Raw genomic sequence first — 20,968 nt, 5'->3', positions numbered from 1 at the left:
CATAGTGCCTGCTGCCAAGCTATTTGAACAACTGATGCAATTGCCCGCCGCCGTGCGGCAATATTTGCTGATCACCTTCAATTATTGGAGTTTTACCTTAACCGACGGCGCGCTGCGGATGTTGGTGGTGCTGCATTTTCACGATCTCGGTTATACGCCATTCGCGATTGCGATGTTGTTCTTGTTCTATGAGATTTTTGGCGTAGTGACTAATCTGCTTGGCGGCTATCTCGGTGCGCGTTTAGGGTTAAATCGCACCATGAACCTAGGTCTTGGGATGCAGGTGTTGGCATTAGGAATGTTATTGGTACCTGCCGCCAGTTTACCGCTGTGGCTCGCGGGCGTGCCTTGGGTGATGGCGGCGCAGGCGCTTTCTGGAGTTGCTAAAGATCTCAATAAGATGAGTGCTAAAAGCGCGATCAAACTGCTAGTACCAAAAGGCGAGCAGGGCAAGCTTTATAAGTGGGTTGCCTTGTTAACGGGTTCTAAAAATGCCCTCAAGGGCGCGGGATTTTTCCTCGGTGGTGTTTTGCTTGCCTTACTTGGATTTGAGCTGGCGATCGCCACTATGGCGAGTATGCTCGGACTCGTATGGCTACTTAGCTTAGTGATGCTGAAGAAGGATTTAGGTAAAGCCAAGAATAAGCCTAAATTTACGGAGATTTTCTCTAAGAGTCGCAGTGTGAACATTCTCTCGGCGGCACGATTATTCCTGTTTGCCGCCAGGGATGTGTGGTTTGTGGTGGCGCTGCCTGTGTATCTAGCGAGTAAATTTGGCTGGGATCATTGGGCGGTGGGCGGCTTTTTAGCTGTGTGGGTTATCGGCTACGGTATAGTACAAACCTTGGCGCCTAAGATCACTGGGAATCACCAACACCAAAGCTTAGCCGTCGGTGCTGTACCCGATGGTCGCAGCGCGTTAATTTGGGCCAGTATCTTGGCCTTTATCCCAGCATTGATTGCCAGCGCGATACAGTTCAGTTTTTACCCTGAAGCCAGTTTGTTGCTGGGCTTAATGCTATTTGGTGCTCTGTTTGCGGTGAACTCGTCGCTGCACAGTTATTTGATTGTGAGTTATGCCAGCGAGGAGGCGGTATCCCTCGATGTTGGATTTTATTATATGGCCAACGCTATGGGGCGTTTGGTGGGAACCGTGCTTTCTGGCTGGGTGTATCAGAGTCATGGGCTGGTGGCCTGCTTATGGATGTCGACAGCCTTTATCGCGACTACGGCCTTGATTTCTATTAAGTTGCCTCGACAATCGAAGGAATAATAAGATGTTAATCTGGCGAAAGCACTTCAAGGGGAAGAGTTCGATTGGCTTAGTCTGTATTGTTTCGCTACTTGCAGCCTTTGTTGCGCCACTCTGTGCATCGGTTTCCCCAACGTTAAGTCCCAAAGAGGCCGACATGCCCAATCTCGCTTCAACATCCATTCGAGATTGGAAAAATCCAGCCTACATCACCCAAGCTTTCGATGAGATAGCCCTTAAAAATGAATACGATAAAGATAAGCACCGAGTACGAAAATGGCATAAACCCGTGCGCGTCTTTGTTGAGCACCAAGTTGGCGACAATGTGCTGCATGCGCAATTGGTGCAGATGCATCTAAGTCATCTTGCGCAAATCACGGGTCACAGTATTTTGCAGGTAGATAAGCTCGAAGAGGCTAATTTACATTTAGTCTTTACCCGCCAATCCCAATGGGCCGATGAGGTGATGCGCCTCATGGGCGCGAGTGCAGCCAGTAATATTCATGGCTCTGTTTGTATGGGTAAATTTGCCCTCAACTCTCAGAATGAGATTGAGCGCGCCTGGGTAATTATTCCTGTGGATCAGGCAAAAATGCATGGTAAGTTAGTGGCTTGTATCGTCGAAGAAATCACTCAAGTACTTGGGTTACCCAATGATTCTGAAAAAGTATTTCCGTCCATCTTTAACGATAAAACCCCGCAGGACTTACTCACTGGGCTCGATTATATTTTGCTGAAATTACTCTACAGTCGCCAGATTAACGCGGGGATGACGGCAAAAGAAGTGCAACCCATCATTCAAGAGCAACTCGTTCAATGGCAGCGTGATGGCACCTTAATCAATGCCGATAAAACCGTGCGCCAAGGTGAGTTGTACCCGCTATTAGGTTATTGATGCTTGAGTGTTACGGCAAAAGTTGACATTGCTCGCATGCGACTAATTATTGCTTTTTGTTTTAGGAATAAGGGCATAGTCTAGCTTTATACGAGGTAATCACGTTGGAGGCACACCATGCGGATGACACTGCAGTTTTTAGGGGCGACAGAGGAAGTGACCGGCTCATGCCATTTGCTCTCGGTCGATCATGAACACTTATTACTCGATTGTGGTTTAATCCAAGGTGGTAAAGCGGATGAATTGCGTAACCATGAGCCCTTCACCTTCGATCCTGAGTCTATTTCCGCAGTTGTACTCAGCCATGCCCATATCGACCATTCAGGGCGTTTACCACTCTTAGTCAAAGCGGGTTTTGATGGGCCAATCTATACCCATAAAGCCACAGCAGATCTGTGCGCGATCATGCTTAAAGATGCGGCAATGCTGCAGGTGCGCGACACTGAAAGAACCAATAAAAAGCGTGCTAAACATGATCTTGACCCCCTAGAGCCACTATTCACCGTCGAAGATGCCGAACAGGCCATTAGTCAATTTGTGTCGCTGGAATACGGCCAAGTGACTCAGGTTATTCCCCATGTGGATATTTGCCTCTCAGATGCGGGGCATATTTTAGGTTCTGCCTTAGTCGAGTTATGGTTAGGCGAAGGTAAGTCCCAGAAGAAAATCGTCTTTAGTGGTGATCTTGGCCGGGCGGGTATGCCGATATTACGTAATCCCACCTTAGTCGACACCGCAGATTTAGTGTTAATGGAAAGCACCTACGGCGATCGTTTCCACCGAAGCTGGACTGATACTCTGGCCGAATTAAAGGCGATTTTTGCTAAGGCAGTCACCGAGAGCCGCGGTAATATTCTTTTGCCAGCCTTCTCAGTAGGGCGAGCGCAGGAGCTTTTATATCTATTTCATTTATATGCTAAAGATTGGGATTTATCTCGCTGGAAAGTCTGCCTCGATAGTCCAATGGCGATTGAGGCAACACGGGTATATGTTAATAACTATCCGTTAATGGATGATGATTTTAAGCGTTTTACTCGCCAGCATCCGGGGCAACATCCCTTATTATCGAATGTCGAATTTATTCAAACTACTGAAGAGTCTATCGCATTAAACGATGTGCATCAGGGCTTGATCATTATTGCGGGTAGCGGCATGTGTAATGGTGGCCGTATCCGTAGTCATTTGGAACATAATCTGTGGCGGCCAGAATGTGATGTGATTATCTGTGGTTTCCAAGCGCTTGGCACGCCTGGACGAGCCTTGGTCGATGGCGCTGAGGAGCTCACTATCCATGGTAATAGCGTCAAAGTTGCCGCCAAGTTACATACCGTCGGAGGCTTATCGGCCCATGCGGATCAGGCAGAGTTGCTACGTTGGTATCGGCACTTTGAAGATCAACCACCTTTAGTGCTAGTGCATGGCGAGGCCCAAGCACAACAGGGATTAGTGACCGTCATGAATCAAGATCCGAAAACTAAACCTAAGGCACTGGCTATTGCCACCCGTGGCGATAAGTTGGATTTGAACGCCTTACCCAAACTGATGTGGATAACAACTTAAGCGATAGGCCACAGCCCGAAGAGGGCTGTGGCAAAATGACTTGATTAGTCCGAGTTATTATCAAACTCTGTATCGTCGAATAACTCTAAGCTTGGATCGATACTAGGCACATCTTTAAATAGGCGAGTGAAGTGACGTTGCACCCCTTTCAGATCGATACCTGCCAATCCTGAGGCGAAACCAAACCAAGCATACAAGCCGCTAAAGTTGTCGAACATGGGCGGTAAATATTTTGGCGGCGTAATTATACCTTCTTGGCAGGCTTGATAGAGAACGGGAATATCCTCAATGGCGAGTTTGCCCAAAAACAGCATAGGGATAAGTTCGGGTAAACCCGATGTGATGGCGCTGCGGATAAAGTTGATGTTCTCAACATAACCACGCACATAGGAAATATCTTTGGTAAAAAAGCTGCCGCCTTCGACCATACCGCCACGAAACACCCTTTGTGTGACTCGATAACTATCCTTAGCGCTAAGATTTAACTCTCTAAAATAGTTAAATACTTCAATAAAGTTGGCCCCATTTTCCGCCATATCTACCGCTGCGACACGGTCGCTAATACGGCGGGCACGGCCTGGGTTTGAGCTTAGGGTGAGCATTTCGAGTAATACAGCAAGCCCTTCTTGGGTGGCAGCTACGCGGGGTGAGCCGACGCTGAGCCAAGTAGCATGGGGTTGAGCCCGACCATTCAGGGTGGTGCCCACATGCACCCAACCTTCATGAACTTCGTACACATTGAGATCTGACTCGCTGAACATGGCCTTACTATTGAGTTTGACCGTATCGCCCCCCACTGCGGCGTCAGACACAATCCCGTCACTCAAACGCACCCGCATATCATCGCTATGGAAGTATTTTTCCAATCGCTGGCTCAGCACATTCACGGCTTCGGGGGCACTGATGATTTTAGGGTGATGCTTATTCATATGCCGCGCAGCGGGCAATGAGAAGATATAACTGAGTTTATCGCCCAATTGACGTAGAGTGTGGCGATCGCCATGTAATCTGTGGCTGGCGCTGCCGTAGAGTTCTTGGCTAAGCTGACCAAAGACAGGGGTCCCTCGATGACCCAGCATATCGACCACCAGACGATACTGGTCTACGTTAGCGACTAATATCTTGCCCAGCTTGTCTTTTTTGCCTAAACGTCGATGAATGTCTTGTTTGAGCGAAAGTAATTCAGCCTGTGTTTTTACGGGATCGAAGGGCAGAGCAATTTTTTGATAAAAATCCTGTGTAATTGCTGGCAGAACCGTGCCTTTACTAGAAAGAAAACGCTCCTCCATTTCCCGCGGCCATTTGATGGCGTCTAAAATCTTGATCGGGGTTTGAATGCGGATCAGCTCATCGGAAAAGCGACGTAAATCTTCTTGGTACTGGGCTAATGACTCTGACATTCCCGAAATCCTGTTGCTACTTAGGCGCTAAAATTAGTTCAATCATAGCGGTAAAGTCGTTGTTTTTATAGGTTTCTTACCCAGAACAATTAAATCTTGTCGATTAAGTATCTTATCTGCTATCGATTTAGTGAATCATTTTGGTGCAATATGAATTGTTTTAGCCTGAAAATGGCGAATATTTTTTATGCAAGTAACTGTTAAATATTGTGTTATCCCAATGAGATTAAGACTAATTAGTTTATGCTAAAAGGTTATAAAGTCTGTGTGAGATGATTATGGCTGCACTGTGCTATTTGAGAAACGATGCAGCAGTGCATGTGTTGGTTGTGTCGATTTAACGGTAGCTGATAAAACTAGGCTGACACAGGTTTATAAAATGAGGAAAAGTCGGCTTGGTAAATCAGTGTTAACGTTTGCACCCAGCCCCAAGGAGCTGGGTGAAGGTTTGGATAACAGTCGTGAACTTAAACGACCATAATGCCTTATGGGAGTAGGAAGTTTAGAAAAAGTCATCATCTCCTAATGCGCGTCGTAATTCGGCACGTTCGAGATAATCTTCTAAGCGTTTCTTGATTTCACGCTTATGCTGCATTGCCTCTGCTGCTTTGCTATTTCTAGGGGTGGTCATTGCCTCAATTTCAGTATCGTTGGGCACGACTTCAGTAATATGAGCCATAACGAATTCCTCATGTTGTTCCTAACGCCTTTCTATCTAAAAAGAGTGTGGCAGAAAAGCAAAAAATTTTACTCATAAACGCAAATTTTTTTTCCCATACGACAGTGTGTTACTCCTATGGCATTACTGGATTTTTAGGGGAGTTAAGGCTATTTAAGTTTTTGCTGAATTTTGTGATTTAGCGCATAACACTTTCTTTTTATATTGATGTTAAGTCCTACTTAAATAGTCGGATAAACTTGAATTTGCATAAAAATCGAACAACACTTGGGGAAGACACTCAAATGTAACTTTGCTAGGGAAGCTAATATGGACACGGACCGTTTTCCTGAATCTTTCGGCCCCCCAAAAAGTTTTTTCGTTAGTGTGATTCGTTCAAGTTGGCTGATGTTATTTGCCGCGCTGACTTTTATGGGTATTTCTTGGTTTGTTTTAGAGGAATATTTAAGAGATCGAGGCGAAGAGCGGTTTAATAATAATGTGCAGGATTTGTCCGAAGCCGTTACCCGAAGAATGACGGCCTATGAGCAAGTTTTACGTGGTGGAGTAGGGCTTTTTTTGTCCTCCAACGGCGTCACCCGCAGTGAGTGGCATACCTATGTAACCAATGCTCGTTTATCTGATTATTACCCAGGAATTCAAGGTATTGGTTATGCTGAGTTAGTTACGCCTACTATCTTGGATCAATTTACCCAGCAAGTCCGAGAGGAGGGATTTACTGATTTTCGCGTCACTCCCACAGGTAATAGAGAGCTTTACTGTGTTATCAAATATTTAGAACCATTCGACTGGCGAAATCAACGGGCATTTGGTTTTGACATGTGTTCCGAATCAACTCGTCGCACTGCAATTCTAAACGCTATTGCTTCGGGACAAGTTAAGGTGTCTGGCAAAGTTACCTTAGTGCAGGAAACACCCGATAATTCTCAGGCTGGTGTATTGATGTATGTTCCTTTTTATCATGGTCAACCCGTGACAGAAGCGGAACGTCTACAGCAAGCGATAGGTGTGGTTTACGCACCTTTTCGGATGGATAATTTAATGCAGGGCATTATGGGAAAACGTTTTTCCGGTCTAAAACTTGCCATTTATGATGGTTCAGAGGCAAATCATGCCAGTTTAATGTTTAGTTCCCACAAAGCGCTTCCCTCTCCGAAGGATGTTTTTTATCAATCAAAACTAGAAAACATGGAAGGGCAAGTTTGGCGAATAGATGTTTCTTCTGAGTCGCGCTTTATTTCAATTGCAGAGCAAACCCAAAGTATGTGGCTGCAAGTGATTGGCTGCGCCTTTATTCTTGCCTTACTTTATGCAGTGATCAGTATGGCTCGTAACCGTTACCAAGAGTCAATGTTAACCGCCGAATTAATTGCCAATGAAAAACGCTTTCGTCTAGTCATCGAGGCTTCTCCGAGTGCACTGTTTATGGTTGATAAAACAGGCGCGATTACCTTAGTCAATACCCATGCCGAAAGGCTTTTTGGTTATACGAGGGAGGAGTTACTTGGACGTTCAATTAATATGTTACTACCTGAATCGCTTAGGGAAATTCATAAAAAGCATCTATCTCATTACCTGCTTCATCCCATCGCGAAGAATATGTCGATGCGGGATGATCTGTTTGGTTGCTGCAAAGATGGTACACGTTTGGCGATCGAGGTCGGATTAACTCCTATTCACTTTAGTAATGGGATCTACATTTTAACGACGATCAATAATATTTCTGAACGTAAGCGGATTGAAGCGCAGCGTATCGAGCATACGACAGAGTTGGAGCGTATTAATCAAGAGCTAGATAGATTTGCCTATATTGCTTCCCATGACTTGAAGTCGCCCCTCAGAGGTATTGAGCAACTAACCCATTGGTTAAGTGAAGATCTTGCTGATAACACTAATGAAAATGTCCAAAAATACTTAGGTTTAATTCAGAATCGTATCCAGAGAATGGTGTTATTACTCGACGGGTTGTTAACGTTTTCACGCATTGGGCGTGTTGATATTGAAATGGTTGACACTGATTGTCGACAACTGGTCGAAGATATGTTCGCTTTGGTCGCTCCGCCTCAGGGATTTGAATTGGTCATCGAAGGTAATTTTCCACGATTTAAAACGGTTAAAACGCTCTTAGAACTAGTCGTTCGGAATTTAATTAGCAATGCCATTAAACACCATGATAGAGGTGGTGGTGTACTTAAGGTGCAATGTGAAACAAAAGGCCACTATTACTGGTTTAGCGTGATTGATGATGGACCTGGAATTTCTGCCCCGTTTCACCAGAAAGTATTTGAAATGTTTCAAACTCTTAGACCAAGAGATGAAGTCGAGGGAAGCGGTTTGGGATTGTCGCTTGTCAAAAAGACGGTTGAAAGTCTAGGGGGAGAAATTCTACTTGAATCAGCGGGGCGAGGTTGTTGCTTTAGGTTTAGCTGGCCGATGCACATAGTCAACAAGGAGGCGGTATGAGTAATAGCCATGACTATAAACAAGTGACCATTCTGTTAGTTGATGATGATGATGTGGATTATATGGCGGTGCAGAGGTCGATGAAGCAACTGCGTTTGCTTAATCCTCTTGTGCGAGCGAGGGACGGGCTTGAAGCACTTTCAATTCTGACGCATACCAACGCTATCAAGGGGTCATACTTGATCTTGCTCGATCTCAATATGCCCAGAATGAATGGTTTTGAATTTCTTGAACATATTCGTTCTGATCCGACGTTGTCTTCTTCCGTTGTGTTTATGCTGACGACTTCTAGTACCGATGAAGATCGGATGAGAGCCTACCGTCACCATGTGGCTGGTTACATGGTTAAAACAGATATTAAAGATGGTTTCCACAATATTTTTAATATGTTGGAAGGCTACTGGCGCATCGTTGAGCTTCCAAGCGTATAGGATGTGTATATGGATTTACTACTTATCGATGATGATGAAGTTGATAGAACCGCTATTATTCGAGCGCTACGACAGTCCAAGTTAGCTTTTAATGTGGTTGAGGCAAACTGTGCTTTTGATGGATTGAATCTTGCCTTGGAGCGTCATTTTGACGGGATTCTACTCGATTACCTATTGCCCGATGCTAATGGCTTAGAAGTGCTTATCAAGCTCAATTCTATGACTCAAGATCAAACTGTGGTGGTGATGTTGAGCCGTTACGAAGATGAAAAACTCGCTCAGCGTTGTATTGAGTTAGGTGCCCAAGATTTCTTACTTAAAGATGAAGTTAACTCAAGAATCCTGAGTCGTTCAATTCGTTACGCTAAACAGCGCGCCTCAATGGCACTTGCCCTACGAAATAGCCATCAGAAACTGAAAGAACTGGCGGAGCACGATTCACTCACCAAGTTGATGAATCGTTATGGATTTGAGCTGTGTTTAAATCGCGCCATTGCAAGAGCAAAACGCAGTAATGATTTTTTAGCCGTGATTTTACTTGATCTTGATGATTTTAAAGCGATTAATGACACGTTAGGTCACCAGACTGGTGATATTTTGTTGGTGAAAGTCGCATCTAGACTCAGTGCCGTGTTACGGGATGGTGACGTCATTGCTCGTTTAGGCGGGGATGAATTTGTGGTGTTAGTGACTGACAATGACTACAAATATTTCCCCATGATAGTGGCTAACCGTCTACTTAAAGCTTTTGAAGAAGTGTTTTGCCTTGGAGATAACGATGTGATGATTGGCGCCAGTATTGGCGTGGCATTTTATAATGAAGCCGCCTCCGATAGCTCTGAGTTAATGAAATGCGCCGATATCGCCATGTATCGTGCTAAGAAAATGGGGCGCAATCAGATCCAGTTTTATTCCGAGGCGCTAGATAAAGAAGTCCGCTACCGCAATCATATCGAGTCCAGCTTAAAAATGGCCTTAAGGCAGAATCAGTTTAAGGTTTATTATCAGGTGCAAGTTGACGCGCAAACACACCATATGGTGGGAATGGAGGCGTTAATTCGTTGGCAGCATCCCGAAGATGGTTTGATTTCTCCGGACCAATTTCTGCCCATAGCGGAAGAAATTGGGTTAATGGAAGAAATCGGTGACTGGGTATTGTATGAAGCCTGCCGACAGGCCCAATATTGGCTGAGCCAATTAGCATCAACAGGGCATCGCTTTACCATTGCAGTGAACTTATCTGCATCTCAAATTGGGCATATCAACTTATATGAGAAAATCGCCCATGTTCTTAACGTGACAGGGCTAGCGCCCAGTGCACTTGAGTTGGAAATTACTGAAAACTGTTTGATTGAAGAACCCCACGAACATGCCAAGATCCTCGATAAAATAGCCCAACTTGGAGTGCGATTTGCGTTGGACGATTTTGGTACCGGATTTTCATCCCTTGAACATATAAAGTTGTTCCCCATCAGCGTGTTAAAAATCGATAAAAGTTTTATTGCTTCCTACGATAAGGACGAAAAGGACACTCGTTTACTCACAGCGTTGCTTAACTTTGCCTATGGCTTTAACGTCACCTCTGTTGCCGAGGGAATTGAAACCCTCGAGCAAGCGGAGTTTTGTACAGTAAGGCACTGCAATCTATTACAGGGATACTTCTTTTCTCGTCCTCTAGAGGCAAGCGAATTTGAAGCAAGGTTCATTACACCGTTAGTCACTAAATTGTGAAGATTATCTTACGTTTGACTAAGGCTTAGGTTTTCGTCTGGTGAGGAATATTTTCTTGCTTTACACTGAGCAATAGACAAATATCAGCGCCCCTTTCTGATGCAATGTGCTCAGAGCTTCAATCACTGTGTTTAATTTGGTCATTTAGTAATGAAAATCGGTATTTTATCTCAGTTTCCAGAATTGTATTCCACCCGACGTTTAGTGGCCGCCTGCGAAAGCCGTGGTCATGAGGCTGTGGTGATTAATACCTTGAATTGCTACATGAATATTAATTCCGTTAAACCTAGCATTCATTATCAGGGAGAAGAATTAACAGGGTTTGATGCCATTATTCCGCGTATTCATGCCAGTGTGACCTTTTATGGCTGCGCAGTGGTGCGCCAGTTTGAAATGATGGGTGTATTTGCCGCCAACGATTCAATTTCGATAGCACGCTCGCGGGATAAGTTACGTGCTCTGCAATTACTTTCACGCAAAGGCATTGGTATGCCTATCACTGGATTTGCCAATAAACCCAATGATATTCCTGATCTCATTAATATGGTGGGCGGTGCTCCTTTAGTGATCAAGTTACTCGAAGGTACGCAGGGGATTGGGGTGGTATTAGCGGAAACGAAAACCGCCGCTGAGAGCGTGATTGAAGCCTTTTTAGGGCTCAAAGCCAATATTTTGGTGCAAGAGTATATTCAAGAGTCCAACGGCAGTGATATTCGTTGTTTTGTGGTGGGTGATAAAGTGGTGGCCTCGATGAAGCGTCAGGGGCCAGAGGGCGATTTTCGTTCAAACTTACACTTAGGCGGCTGTGGTGAAAAAGTGAAAATTACGCCAGAAGAGCGCAAGATGGCCGTTGCCGCTGTTAAAGCGATGGGATTAGTCGTTGCAGGCGTGGATATTTTACGTTCGAATCGTGGCCCGTTGATCCTTGAGGTGAACTCAGCTCCCGGTATCGAAGGTATTGAGCAAACTACGGGTATTTCGGTAACTGAGCCTATTGTGGAATATATTGAGAAAATGGTGTTAGCACGTAAGTCGAATCGGGCGGTGATCGCTTAATAAAATACGCCGCGATTAACGCGGCGTGTTTCTTAGTTCTTTATTTTATAAATCAAAGCTATAGGAGTAACCTAAAGCGATTTTAGCATCGTCATCAGCCAGATCAGTATCTGATACCATAAAAGAGACTGTGCCCATGCTGGTATCTGCACTAAGTGTTAGGTTGTAATCGGCATAGTTATCCTCACCAAACCAAGCTTCAACCACATCTCCTGTGGAGTAGCCATAGTGGAATGACAGGCTAAGTTTCTCGGTTAAAGGGAAAGATGCTGTGGCGGCAAGATAACTCATATCTTTGTTATCGAGTGGTTCCGCCGCTACGTCATCACCCGCATTGATCACGTGGGAATAACTAAGTTCGACCCACTTCCAGGTAATAGCCCCGTGGAGCTCACCAAAATCGATGCTGCCTTCGGCATCGGGGTAGGCATAATAGAGATAGCCAAAATCATAGCTGAGATCGTCGGTGATGTTGCCACCGTAACCAGCATAGAGGTCTAACTCGTAGCTAGTGTCATTGCCAAAATCGACATTTGATGCCCACGTACCCGCATAAAATCCTGAGTCATGACTGTAGTCAAGACCGCCTTGGATCGCCACCGCATCATTGGTTTGAGTCACTCCGCGCCATAGATAGTTTGATGTGCCGCCAATATTGCCGGATACCGCCGCAAAGACGTTAGTGGTTAGTAATAATCCCGTCGATAATGCCAAAACGCTGTACAGTGATTTTCTCATACTCATCCCCTCGATTGATTTATTTATCGATTCACTCATGCCACTTAAATACGGCGGCATTGGTGCATCATGGTTTTTTCTGATAAGGGAGTTGCTAATCACATGCCATTATTTGAACATCTTTAAAAACAACTGGTTACATAATTTATGTTAATTAAATGTTTTAAAGCGCTCAAAAATGGAGCGGTGGACGCACTGTGTTTGTGCAAAAAATCATCTTTTATGCTTTCGTGAGGGAAAAAAAACGCCTCACAGAGGAGGCGTTTTATAAAATCAATGTCGAGCGAATTAGTTCACACTATCACGCAAGGTTTTACCCGCTTTAAACTTAGGCACAGTGGCTTCAGCGATCTGGATTTCTTTGCCCGTTTGTGGGTTACGACCAGTACGAGCTGCACGAGTCGCTGTTTCAAAGGAGCCAAATCCGACGATAGAGATTTTGTCACCGTTTTTCATTGATTCAGTAATCGCCGCTTCGAAAGATTTCAATGCTCGTGCTGCTTCAGCTTTAGTGATATCGGCATTTTCTGCAATTTTGGCGATAAGTTCAGTTTTGTTCATTTTTATTGTCTCTTCTTTCCGTAGATTTATGTAAGTCAGCGAGCCTAACATGCCACAAGGTTAAAGCGTTGGAAAGCCCTTTGCTGCGGGCTTGTGTCATCGAAGTAACAAAATTGGAGGGTATTTGCGCCATTCGTGACTTAGGTTTTATTCTTCGAGCAACTGATATAAGAGTTGCTTAACCAATTTGGGTTCGAAGGGCTTGTCGCACAGGGCATTCACCCCAGCCTGAGATACATTACTTAAATGTGTATCGTTAGCCTCAGACGAGACCATTAAAATAGGCACGTGGGATTGTTGACTTTCATTACGGATAAATTGCGTTAATGCCAGTCCATCAACGCTGGGCATATTGTAATCAGTGATAATTAAATCAAACATATTATGACGCATTAATTCAATGGCTTGCGCACCATCTTCTGCTTCGGTAATCAGTTTTATCCCCAAATTACCAATAGTTCGCTTGATCACATTACGTGCCATGCGACTGTCATCAACCACAAGCACGCGTACATCGTGCACATCGAAGTGGCTTAAGTCGAGTTCATCGTGGCTGAGCAAATCGATGGTCGCATTTAGCGCCTTGCCTAAGTGTTCGGCATTAAAAGGTTTTGGCAGAATCGCGACTACGCCAGACTGGCGGAAAATCTCCAATTGTTCACGGCGACATTCACTTGAGATCAGCATAAATTGAATATCTTTATATTCACTTTTGCTGCGCAGGTAGTTCAAAAACTCGGTCGCTGTTCCATCTTCAAAATGCATTGCACTGGCAATGAGATCGGGTTTGTGTCGAGCAATGAGTCCTTTAGCCTCTTCAATATTGGCAGCATTTTCGATGCTAACAATGCCTTCTTGCTGTAAGCGCTTGATGATAATGCGGCGCTGGGTTTCCGATGGCTCAATAATAAGCATCGATAATTCGTTAGGCGATAAATGAGTCATAGTCACAAGCTATTGGGCTTTTTTAGAAAGGCGTTAACTTAGGCGAGAAATAACTGCTTCGCAACACATTAAATCAAGCTTTCAATTTTGCAGTTAAATAATCACGGGTTACCCGTGAAAATGCGATCCAATACTGTACTAATAGCAGGGCAATGATAGACAGCACCAGCGGTAACATCGGGATGTTATGACCCTCTACCACCACTTTAACGTCTTGAGGTGTAATCTGATAGGCGATAATGGCAGTCCAAGTGCTGACAGGCCTAAGGTTTGTAATCCAATATAAATTTTGAGCACTAAGCTAGACCAAGGTGCTTGTGTCAGTATGCCAAACAAAACGGGTAATACACCTAAGGTAAACAAATCGAAGGAGGTGGTGGCGACAGCCCGTAATAGGGCAACAATGGCAAACAGAGTATAAAGGGTTATCAATAGGATTAGGCGTTTAGGCATAAAGTTAGGGTTACTGGCTAATGTGAAGTGGAGCAAGTGTAGGAAATGCCCCGAACTGAGTCCAGCATAACCGTATTATCATGTAGAATACGCCTTTGCTTGGGCATTAAATTAGGTTAAGTGATGACAGAAGTAGAATTTTGGGACTTAGTGACCCGCAGTGAACCAGCGCAATCCCAAGAGTCTTTGGTTGAGGCATTAAAGCTGAAACTGAGTAAACTGAGTGATGAAGAGCTAAAAGTCTTTGATAAGCTGTTTGGTCAACAGATGCGCCGAAGTTATTTATGGTCGGTTTGGGGGGCGGCTTATATCATTACGGGGTGTGATTCTGATTATGCCTTTGCCGAATTTCGCGCTTTTCTGATTTCACTTGGACAAGCCAGTTATGAGGCTGTGATTGCCCAGCCTGATTCGTTAGCGAAGTTAACTGCATGGCCAGAAAAGGATGGTTATGCCTATCCCTTTATTGAAGATTACGATCTTATTGCAGGGCAATTATACGAAGACCGAACGGGTAAAGAGTTGCCTTTTATGCCTTCGGGTAAAGCGACTCCCGTAGGCAAAAAATTTAGCACTAAACCCAAAGACTTAAGACAGCAATATCCTGAGCTTAGTGCGCGTTTTCCGTTTTAATTCGCCCTAAGAGCGCAAACATGCGTTACTGGTAACGTCGAAGGTCATGCCGTATTGGGTACACGTTTGGCGCATGAACTGATGCTCCTCCTGTGCTAATTGGCGGGTAAATTCTTGATCGAGCTGCTCAGTCAGGCGTTGCTCTGCAACTTGCTGTGACTGGGCCAGTTTATCGAAGTGCGATTTTACTGCTTGTTGCTGTTCGGCCGTCAGTGTCGCTGCATGGCTAGATAAACTGATCAGTGTGCTGAGTGTGAGCAGAGTGCATAAGGTAAACTTTGTTATCACTGCATGGCGTATGGGGGCCGTTTTTAGCTTCATAGATAAACTCCAAATTAAAATCACCAGAACTCGGTTGGTTTTTAAATCGTCGTTTGGCTTTCATCGTGCATATATGGACCCATCCGGTTTGCAAGACATTCGATAACGATTTTGAGAAGAGTTCATTGCACCCATATATCCGGCCTGTTATTGAGGGATCCCTCTGGCCCTGATGGATATCTGCTTCTACAGTCCTTATCATCCCTGCGGCTTCGTAATGAGCCTATGCCCGACTAAGGTTTTTAGTAGATCAGTCTGACTGTCTCATCATCAAATCAAGTGTCTTAGCAACTTGCTGGTTGGTTAATTATTCACGTTTATTGAATCTATTCAGTACTATACTGGAAGCCGATACTCTTCCTCACGCGCCGCGATAACCCATGCCATTCTCGCGAGTTTATTGGCGACGGCCACACAGGCTCGATTAAAACCTCGGCGCTCTGCTAACTGTATTGCCCAGCAGCTAAATTTATCCTGTTTATGACAACTGTGCTGCAACACCGCTCTGGCGCCGTGAATAAACAGGGTACGTAAATACGCATTTCCCCGCTTGCTTATCCCAAGGAGGTTATCTTTACCTCCGCTGCTGTGTTGCTTGGGAACCAAGCCACACCAAGCTGAAAAGTGTCTACCATTACTGAAGTCTTTACCCTCTCCAGCAGCCGCATAAAAGGCCGTAGCGGTGACGGGACCAATACCTGGGATAGTCTCTAAACGCTGGCAAATCACATTGTTTTTCGTTTCAGTGAGTACTTGGGTATCACAATCCTTAAGCCGTCTTTCTATATCTGTAACCTCTTCATATAACTGATAAAAAATTGTTCGACCTTTGGTAGTCAGCGCATTGGTTTCGTTAGTCAAAATCTCAGGAAACTGTACTTTAAAAGCCGATTTACTTTTGGCTATCACGATGCCGTATTCAGCTAACATACCTCGCACTTGGTTGATTAAGGCTGTTGATTGCTTAGTTAATCGTTCGCGCATTCGGTGGAGCAGTTGCACATCTTGCTGCTCGACGCTTTTGGGTTTTACAAACCGCATGTTGGGTCGCTGCGCAGCCTCCGCGATGGCTAAAGCATCATTGTAGTCATTTTTGTTACCTTGCCGAAAAGGCACGACAAATTGAGGAGCAATTAACTTGACGCTGTGGCCCAACAGCTCAAATTCTCTGGTCCAGTAATTTGCGCCACTACAGGCTTCCATCACAATCAGCAAGGCTCAATTTTCGCGATAAAGGGAAGCAAGTCTTTGCGTCTAAGCATTTTCTTTTTAATTAACTTGCCTGCTTTATCGACGCCAACAGCATGAAAAACAGACTTTGCGATATCTAAACCGATTGTAGTAATCTTCATAGGTGGACCCGTCCTCTTTCTGATGAGTTTTAGCGACTACATCGTGGCCCATTGCGAGGCCGATTTAAAGTGGATGGGTCCATTCCATTATCCATCCATGACCAACAAAACCAAAGGTATTGCTTAGAAATTAAGCTTACCTAGGATATCTTGAACCTTGGCTGAACCATAACCTTACTGCTCGTTACGCATCTCTTGGCATTGAAATCCCTGTTTACGGGAGTCAAAACCACATTTTAGACCGCATTCCCAAGGCACGTTATCGTAAAAAGATGATTGCTCTTTGGCAAAGTCTCGACAGGCCTCATAGCTGTTGAAATTATCAGTTTTTTTATACTTACCAGAATCATAACCATGGGTATAAATAAAAGATGACCAAGTTTCTGGGCGCGTGTCTTTCTCCCCTGAGGAGATAAACCAAATCGCGCTGGTAAAACAGGAAAGTAGGATCAATACAAATACAGGTACAACGGGGAATTTCATTTTTAATTAGAGGTCATAAAACAGTGTGCGAAGGATAATACTTTTTTAGGTAATATGCGCGTTAAAAAGTCACAAATTAATAACTTTATCCCTTATTGGGTATTGGATACAAAAAGATACGATATCATCTGAAATTTTCTATCATATTTACTAATTTATACAAAAGCTTACTGATTATGTGCTGTTAAGGGGAGCGTTTTGCATTAAGCTCGAGTTCAGGTTAGATTTTGTACGGTATAACGCAGAAACTATTAGGCTTAGGAGGCAAATATGAAAGTCCAGTTCCTATTACTCGCCGGTGTGTTGAGTTGCAGTAGTGTGTGGGCCGCCGATGAGGCGAAAACTGACCCTGTGACTGAAGACGGAGTGGTGAAGATTGTTTGGCAAAATCCAAAAGATTTTCGTGATATTAAATCTTCGGGCGAAATTCAGTCCCGTTATGAAAAGCGTTTATTCGATACCTTAACCACAAATATCAATAAAGAAGCCGTAAAAGTCTTAAAACCGAACCAAAAGTTGGAGATGACAGTTACTGATGTCGACTTAGCGGGCGATATGCGTCCAACCTTTGGGGCGACAGCTGATGATTTACGGGTGATAAAAGATCTTTATCCACCCCGTATAACCTTTAGTTATCAAGTGCTTGAAAATGACAAAGTGATCATCGCGGGGGATGAAAAACTCTCCGACATGGGCTTTATGTCCGGCATTCAGTCAGTGAATGACAAGCCATTTATGTATGAAACAAAAATGCTCAGCGATTGGTTGAAAAAAACCGTTGCGCCTAAGTTGTAGGCATTAGTCCCATCTAAGCACTCAAGGCTTGAAGAGTCTCTTCTTGTTCTTCTAACAGGCAAAATCCGTTACTTGCGGATTTTGCCTGTTTTTTTGCCTTGGCACTTAAGGTCGATAGGCTGTGTTCATTGCAGTTAAAGGTATGGGCTGGTGTGAGTACGCCGACGCATAGGCTGATCAACTTGTGATAACAAGCTTGTCCTTGCCTGTCATCTGCCAGCATTTCTTGGGCTTGCCAATGTTCGGCACTATAGAAGAGAGGTTTATTGGTTTCAAAATCCGTCAATATCCGTTGGCAACGATCGATAAGTTGATTGCAGGTACTGATCACCACAAAGTCATCGCCGCCCACATGGCCAATAAAGCAGTTGTCCGTCTTGTATTTCACTAATAGATTGGCGACCTCGCAGATCACCTCATCGCCGCGGCAAAAGCCGTAAATATCGTTGTAAGGCTTGAACTGACACAGGTCAAAATAGGCCAAGTAGAAAGGCTTTTGTTGAGTTCTGAGACGTTTTAGTTCTTCTTGGATCGGCACATTACCGGGTAAATCAGTTAAGGGATTGGCATGCCTTGCCATCTTGATCCTGTGCTCGGTGATCCGCTGGAGCAAATCTTTGGTGTGGCCAATCCCGAGTAATTGCCCTCGGCGCAGAATAATAAATTGCTGGGCGACGGTATTGGCGCTCTCCGAGGTCAATAACTGACTCACAATGGAGAGCGGTTCGTTAGCTTCAATTTGTAGCACTTGGTGATCCATCACCTCGCTAACCGCATGATTTTCATGAAGCGCCCGACCATAGGGGGTACTGAAAAGTTCGAGCAGAGTGGCTCGGCTAATAATCCCCAGCGGCAGTTGATCTTGCGCCACAACGACAGCTTGTAAGGTGGGTTGGGCGCTAAAGGTGTCGCTTAGGTGCTTCAGCTTGAGTGTCGGCACCACTGTTAGTGCACTGGTACAGAGGCTTTCAGCGGATTCGCTATATCTTGGCTGAATTTGGGTGTTGTTAGGGACTAAGGTCGCTTTCATTGCGCGACTTGGTTGTGCCTCTGGACGTCCAAGCAAATAACCTTGGCAATAAACAATTCCTAGCTGTTTAAGTACGGCTAGTTCTTCTTGGGTTTCAATTCCTTCGGCAATCACTTTACAAGTAAGGCTTTGACAGAGTTCGACAATCGAGCGCACAAACTCTTGTTTAACTGGGGTCGAATCAATTTGGTGGATAAAGTGCCGATCGATTTTTACATAGTCGGGGGATAACTCTGACCACAGCCGTAAACCCGAATAGCCTGCACCTAAATCATCAATAGCCGTCATAAATCCTTGGCTACGATAGTGATTCAGGCAAGATTTGAGTAAATCAATGTCATCGGCGGGATATTGCTCCGACAGCTCAATTACCACTTGTGAGGGTGAAATCCCGAGTTGTTGCAACAGTTGCAGCGTCATACCTTTAGGGTGAGCCGGATCGAGCAGGGCTTTTGGGGAAATATTGATAAACAAGCGCCCTTGAAACTGACGTAGCTTAAATTGCTCCAGCGCAATACGGCGGCATAAGGTTTCTAACTCACTCAACTTGCCTTGATGCTCGGCGGTTTTAAAGAGGGGAACGGGTGAATAAAGTGGGCTGTGTTCTGGCCCACGACTGAGCGCCTCAAAGCCGTGGATCTTATGTTCCAATATATTGAAAATGGGCTGAAATAGGGGGCTGATTGCCCCCTTCGCAATTATCTTATCAAGCTCTTGTGCTAGATCTAAACTCGTCATTACTTCTGCCCCCGCAACAATGTTTGCGGAGTCTATGACTTAGAAATGACAAAATGATGACAATTTGTGCGGCTGAAAATCCACTCGTGGAAATGGAATTAACTTTGCTTTTTAAAGGCGTGCAGCGTTTGCAGCAGCGCGGCCAGTTGACGCACTAAGGTTTCGAGTGCGACGGGGTCAAGGCTAGTGTGTTGCTGCAATTTAGTTAAGTCATCGACCAGTTCTTGCACGTATGGCAAAAAGCGATTGCTTGAAACCATAAACCCTTGTTCGGCTGTAAAGATACTCGTGAATTTTCCATGGCCAGCTTTTTTCAATTCATCTAACTTAGCGTCGGCATCGATGGCTTGGCGATAGGCGATTTGAAGATTTTCTTTCAGTTGCTCTATAACCTTAGTGTGTGGCATAACAGCGTCTCATTGCAAAATTTGCAGGAATTATAAGGGGCAAAGGATATGGCAACAAGTCGGTGGCGACTATTACTCGTACTCTTAAGTGTTACGCTGTTTGCAGGTGGGATAACTTGGGCTGCACCTTCGGATAAACCGCCATTTTATCGTGTGCAATGGCAGGGGAAATCAGCTTATCTGCTGGGCTCTATTCATATTGGTCGTGCTGATTTTTATCCTATGCCTGCACAAGTTGAGGCGGCGTTCGCCAAATCCAAAGGACTTGTTGTCGAAATCGATATGAATAAGGTTGATAGCCGTGCCTTATTGCAAAAATACGGTATGGCAAATTCAGCGCAAGGGCTTGATTGGCAAAGTAGAGATAAACAAACAGTCGCTACAATGAACCAATATTGTGGGGATAAAGCGAGTTTATGTCAGTCAATTCAAGCTTTCGCGCCTTGGCTACAGGCATCTCAACTTAATCTATTACGCTACAATGGCTTAGGTTTTAGCACCGATTATGGTGTCGACATGCAGTTGCTTGGGCGCGGGGATAAGCCGGTTTATGAGTTAGAGACGGCTGACTCACAGTTTCAATTACTTGCCTCCTTCGATAGTCAAATCCAGTGGGCAATGGTACGTGAAGCTATTGATGCGCCGGATGCTGAGCTGCTCTCACTGGTTGATGCATGGCGCAGTGGTGATGAAGCCGCGCTGGATACGCTAATGCAGGAGCAACTGGGTGGCGAGGGTGATACACAGATGCTGGATAAAATTCTCTGGCAGCGTAATAAAGTCATGGCTGATGGGATAATAAGATTGATGGGTTCAGTAACTGCTAGCGAGCCTTTATTTGTAGTGGTGGGAGCGGGCCATGTGGTTGGCGATAAGAGTGTGGTGCAACTCCTTAAGCAGAAGGGCGCGACAGTAACCGCCTGTTGGCGTGAGCAATGTGACTGATCATACTGATATTTAGTGATTTGACTGGGATTGTGCTTGGGACTCTGAGTTTTAACGCACTTGGTGCACTGAGTTAGGAGCAAATCATCGGGTGATTTAA

19 protein-coding genes and 2 pseudogenes are annotated in these 20,968 nt (G+C 44.8%); 10 read left to right on the top strand and 11 right to left on the bottom strand.

What is annotated here, in order from left to right:
• The first annotated feature begins 4 nt into the window (after window positions 1–4).
• The 3 genes from arsJ (at window position 5) to CEQ32_RS13440 (ending at window position 3,707) form a co-directional block, all read left to right on the top strand.
• Complete coding sequence (arsJ, locus tag CEQ32_RS13450; RefSeq protein ID WP_088586187.1) at window positions 5–1,273, top strand: organoarsenical effux MFS transporter ArsJ; 1,269 nt, start codon at window positions 5–7, stop codon at window positions 1,271–1,273.
• A 4-nt stretch (window positions 1,274–1,277) separates the two neighbouring features.
• Window positions 1,278–2,147 carry a DUF2927 domain-containing protein gene (locus CEQ32_RS13445; RefSeq protein WP_088586186.1) on the top strand — a complete coding sequence of 290 codons (870 nt, stop codon included), beginning with the start codon at window positions 1,278–1,280 and terminating at the stop codon, window positions 2,145–2,147.
• A gap of 117 nt (window positions 2,148–2,264) precedes the next feature.
• Entirely contained in the window at window positions 2,265–3,707 is a 1,443-nt protein-coding gene (locus CEQ32_RS13440; protein ID WP_088586185.1) for an MBL fold metallo-hydrolase RNA specificity domain-containing protein, read from the top strand.
• 44 nt (window positions 3,708–3,751) lie between these two features.
• Here the strand turns inward: CEQ32_RS13440 and CEQ32_RS13435 are convergent, their stop codons facing one another.
• Window positions 3,752–5,107 (bottom strand): flavohemoglobin expression-modulating QEGLA motif protein, encoded by a 1,356-nt coding sequence (locus CEQ32_RS13435; RefSeq protein ID WP_069453686.1) that lies wholly within the window; start codon window positions 5,105–5,107, stop codon window positions 3,752–3,754.
• A gap of 502 nt (window positions 5,108–5,609) precedes the next feature.
• Window positions 5,610–5,786, bottom strand: coding sequence for a PA3496 family putative envelope integrity protein (locus CEQ32_RS13430; protein ID WP_011621344.1), 177 nt, complete (start codon window positions 5,784–5,786; stop codon window positions 5,610–5,612).
• A 309-nt stretch (window positions 5,787–6,095) separates the two neighbouring features.
• On the opposite strand from CEQ32_RS13430, the gene CEQ32_RS13425 reads away from it, so the two are divergent.
• The 4 genes from CEQ32_RS13425 to rimK all read left to right on the top strand — a co-directional run bounded on the left by CEQ32_RS13425 (window position 6,096) and on the right by rimK (window position 11,467).
• Window positions 6,096–8,249, top strand: a complete 2,154-nt coding sequence (locus tag CEQ32_RS13425) for a CHASE domain-containing protein (RefSeq protein ID WP_037428657.1) — start codon at window positions 6,096–6,098, stop codon at window positions 8,247–8,249.
• Entirely contained in the window at window positions 8,246–8,680 is a 435-nt protein-coding gene (locus CEQ32_RS13420) for a response regulator (protein ID WP_037428655.1), read from the top strand. Before CEQ32_RS13425 ends, CEQ32_RS13420 begins: the two co-directional genes overlap by 4 nt.
• A gap of 9 nt (window positions 8,681–8,689) precedes the next feature.
• On the top strand, window positions 8,690–10,411 hold the full coding sequence (locus CEQ32_RS13415) for a putative bifunctional diguanylate cyclase/phosphodiesterase (RefSeq protein ID WP_037428652.1): 1,722 nt from the start codon (window positions 8,690–8,692) through the stop codon (window positions 10,409–10,411).
• A 150-nt stretch (window positions 10,412–10,561) separates the two neighbouring features.
• Window positions 10,562–11,467 (top strand): 30S ribosomal protein S6--L-glutamate ligase, encoded by a 906-nt coding sequence (gene rimK, locus CEQ32_RS13410; protein WP_037414013.1) that lies wholly within the window; start codon window positions 10,562–10,564, stop codon window positions 11,465–11,467.
• 45 nt (window positions 11,468–11,512) lie between these two features.
• Here the strand turns inward: rimK and CEQ32_RS13405 are convergent, their stop codons facing one another.
• From CEQ32_RS13405 to CEQ32_RS13390, 4 genes and pseudogenes are all read right to left on the bottom strand, one after another.
• A complete protein-coding gene (locus CEQ32_RS13405; protein ID WP_037428649.1) occupies window positions 11,513–12,205 on the bottom strand; it encodes a TorF family putative porin in 693 nt (230 codons plus the stop codon).
• A gap of 288 nt (window positions 12,206–12,493) precedes the next feature.
• Window positions 12,494–12,766 (bottom strand): HU family DNA-binding protein, encoded by a 273-nt coding sequence (locus CEQ32_RS13400; RefSeq protein ID WP_037414018.1) that lies wholly within the window; start codon window positions 12,764–12,766, stop codon window positions 12,494–12,496.
• 147 nt (window positions 12,767–12,913) lie between these two features.
• On the bottom strand, window positions 12,914–13,711 hold the full coding sequence (locus CEQ32_RS13395; protein WP_037428647.1) for a response regulator: 798 nt from the start codon (window positions 13,709–13,711) through the stop codon (window positions 12,914–12,916).
• Between the two features lie 73 nt (window positions 13,712–13,784).
• Window positions 13,785–14,164, bottom strand: a pseudogene (locus CEQ32_RS13390) (hypothetical protein).
• 123 nt (window positions 14,165–14,287) lie between these two features.
• Here CEQ32_RS13390 and CEQ32_RS13385 point away from each other — a divergent pair.
• Window positions 14,288–14,797: a DUF4240 domain-containing protein gene (locus CEQ32_RS13385; RefSeq protein ID WP_037428645.1), complete on the top strand. Its 510-nt coding sequence runs from the start codon at window positions 14,288–14,290 to the stop codon at window positions 14,795–14,797.
• 6 nt (window positions 14,798–14,803) lie between these two features.
• Here the strand turns inward: CEQ32_RS13385 and CEQ32_RS13380 are convergent, their stop codons facing one another.
• From CEQ32_RS13380 to CEQ32_RS13370, 3 genes and pseudogenes are all read right to left on the bottom strand, one after another.
• Window positions 14,804–15,118: a hypothetical protein gene (locus CEQ32_RS13380; protein WP_037414024.1), complete on the bottom strand. Its 315-nt coding sequence runs from the start codon at window positions 15,116–15,118 to the stop codon at window positions 14,804–14,806.
• Between the two features lie 336 nt (window positions 15,119–15,454).
• Window positions 15,455–16,470: pseudogene (locus tag CEQ32_RS13375) on the bottom strand (IS110 family transposase).
• Between the two features lie 174 nt (window positions 16,471–16,644).
• The gene (locus CEQ32_RS13370) at window positions 16,645–16,953 is read right to left on the bottom strand and encodes a hypothetical protein (RefSeq protein ID WP_037430176.1); all 309 of its coding nucleotides are present in this window, start codon (window positions 16,951–16,953) and stop codon (window positions 16,645–16,647) included.
• A 270-nt stretch (window positions 16,954–17,223) separates the two neighbouring features.
• On the opposite strand from CEQ32_RS13370, the gene CEQ32_RS13365 reads away from it, so the two are divergent.
• A complete protein-coding gene (locus CEQ32_RS13365) occupies window positions 17,224–17,748 on the top strand; it encodes a DUF3016 domain-containing protein (RefSeq protein WP_037430174.1) in 525 nt (174 codons plus the stop codon).
• A gap of 13 nt (window positions 17,749–17,761) precedes the next feature.
• Here CEQ32_RS13365 and CEQ32_RS13360 read toward each other — a convergent pair whose 3' ends face one another.
• Together CEQ32_RS13360 and CEQ32_RS13355 are read right to left on the bottom strand one after the other, a co-directional pair.
• Window positions 17,762–19,516: a GGDEF domain-containing protein gene (locus CEQ32_RS13360; protein ID WP_037430172.1), complete on the bottom strand. Its 1,755-nt coding sequence runs from the start codon at window positions 19,514–19,516 to the stop codon at window positions 17,762–17,764.
• Window positions 19,517–19,614: 98 nt separating this feature from the next.
• Window positions 19,615–19,923 carry a hypothetical protein gene (locus tag CEQ32_RS13355; protein WP_037414094.1) on the bottom strand — a complete coding sequence of 103 codons (309 nt, stop codon included), beginning with the start codon at window positions 19,921–19,923 and terminating at the stop codon, window positions 19,615–19,617.
• Between the two features lie 48 nt (window positions 19,924–19,971).
• On the opposite strand from CEQ32_RS13355, the gene CEQ32_RS13350 reads away from it, so the two are divergent.
• Window positions 19,972–20,868, top strand: coding sequence for a TraB/GumN family protein (locus CEQ32_RS13350; RefSeq protein WP_037430171.1), 897 nt, complete (start codon window positions 19,972–19,974; stop codon window positions 20,866–20,868).
• Window positions 20,869–20,968 lie beyond the last annotated feature (100 nt).

This window comes from Shewanella sp. FDAARGOS_354 (assembly GCF_002209245.2).
GTDB classification, from domain to species: Bacteria; Pseudomonadota; Gammaproteobacteria; order Enterobacterales; family Shewanellaceae; genus Shewanella; species Shewanella xiamenensis.
Note: the sequence above shows the minus strand (reverse complement) of the source record. Positions and strands in the feature narration are given on the sequence as shown.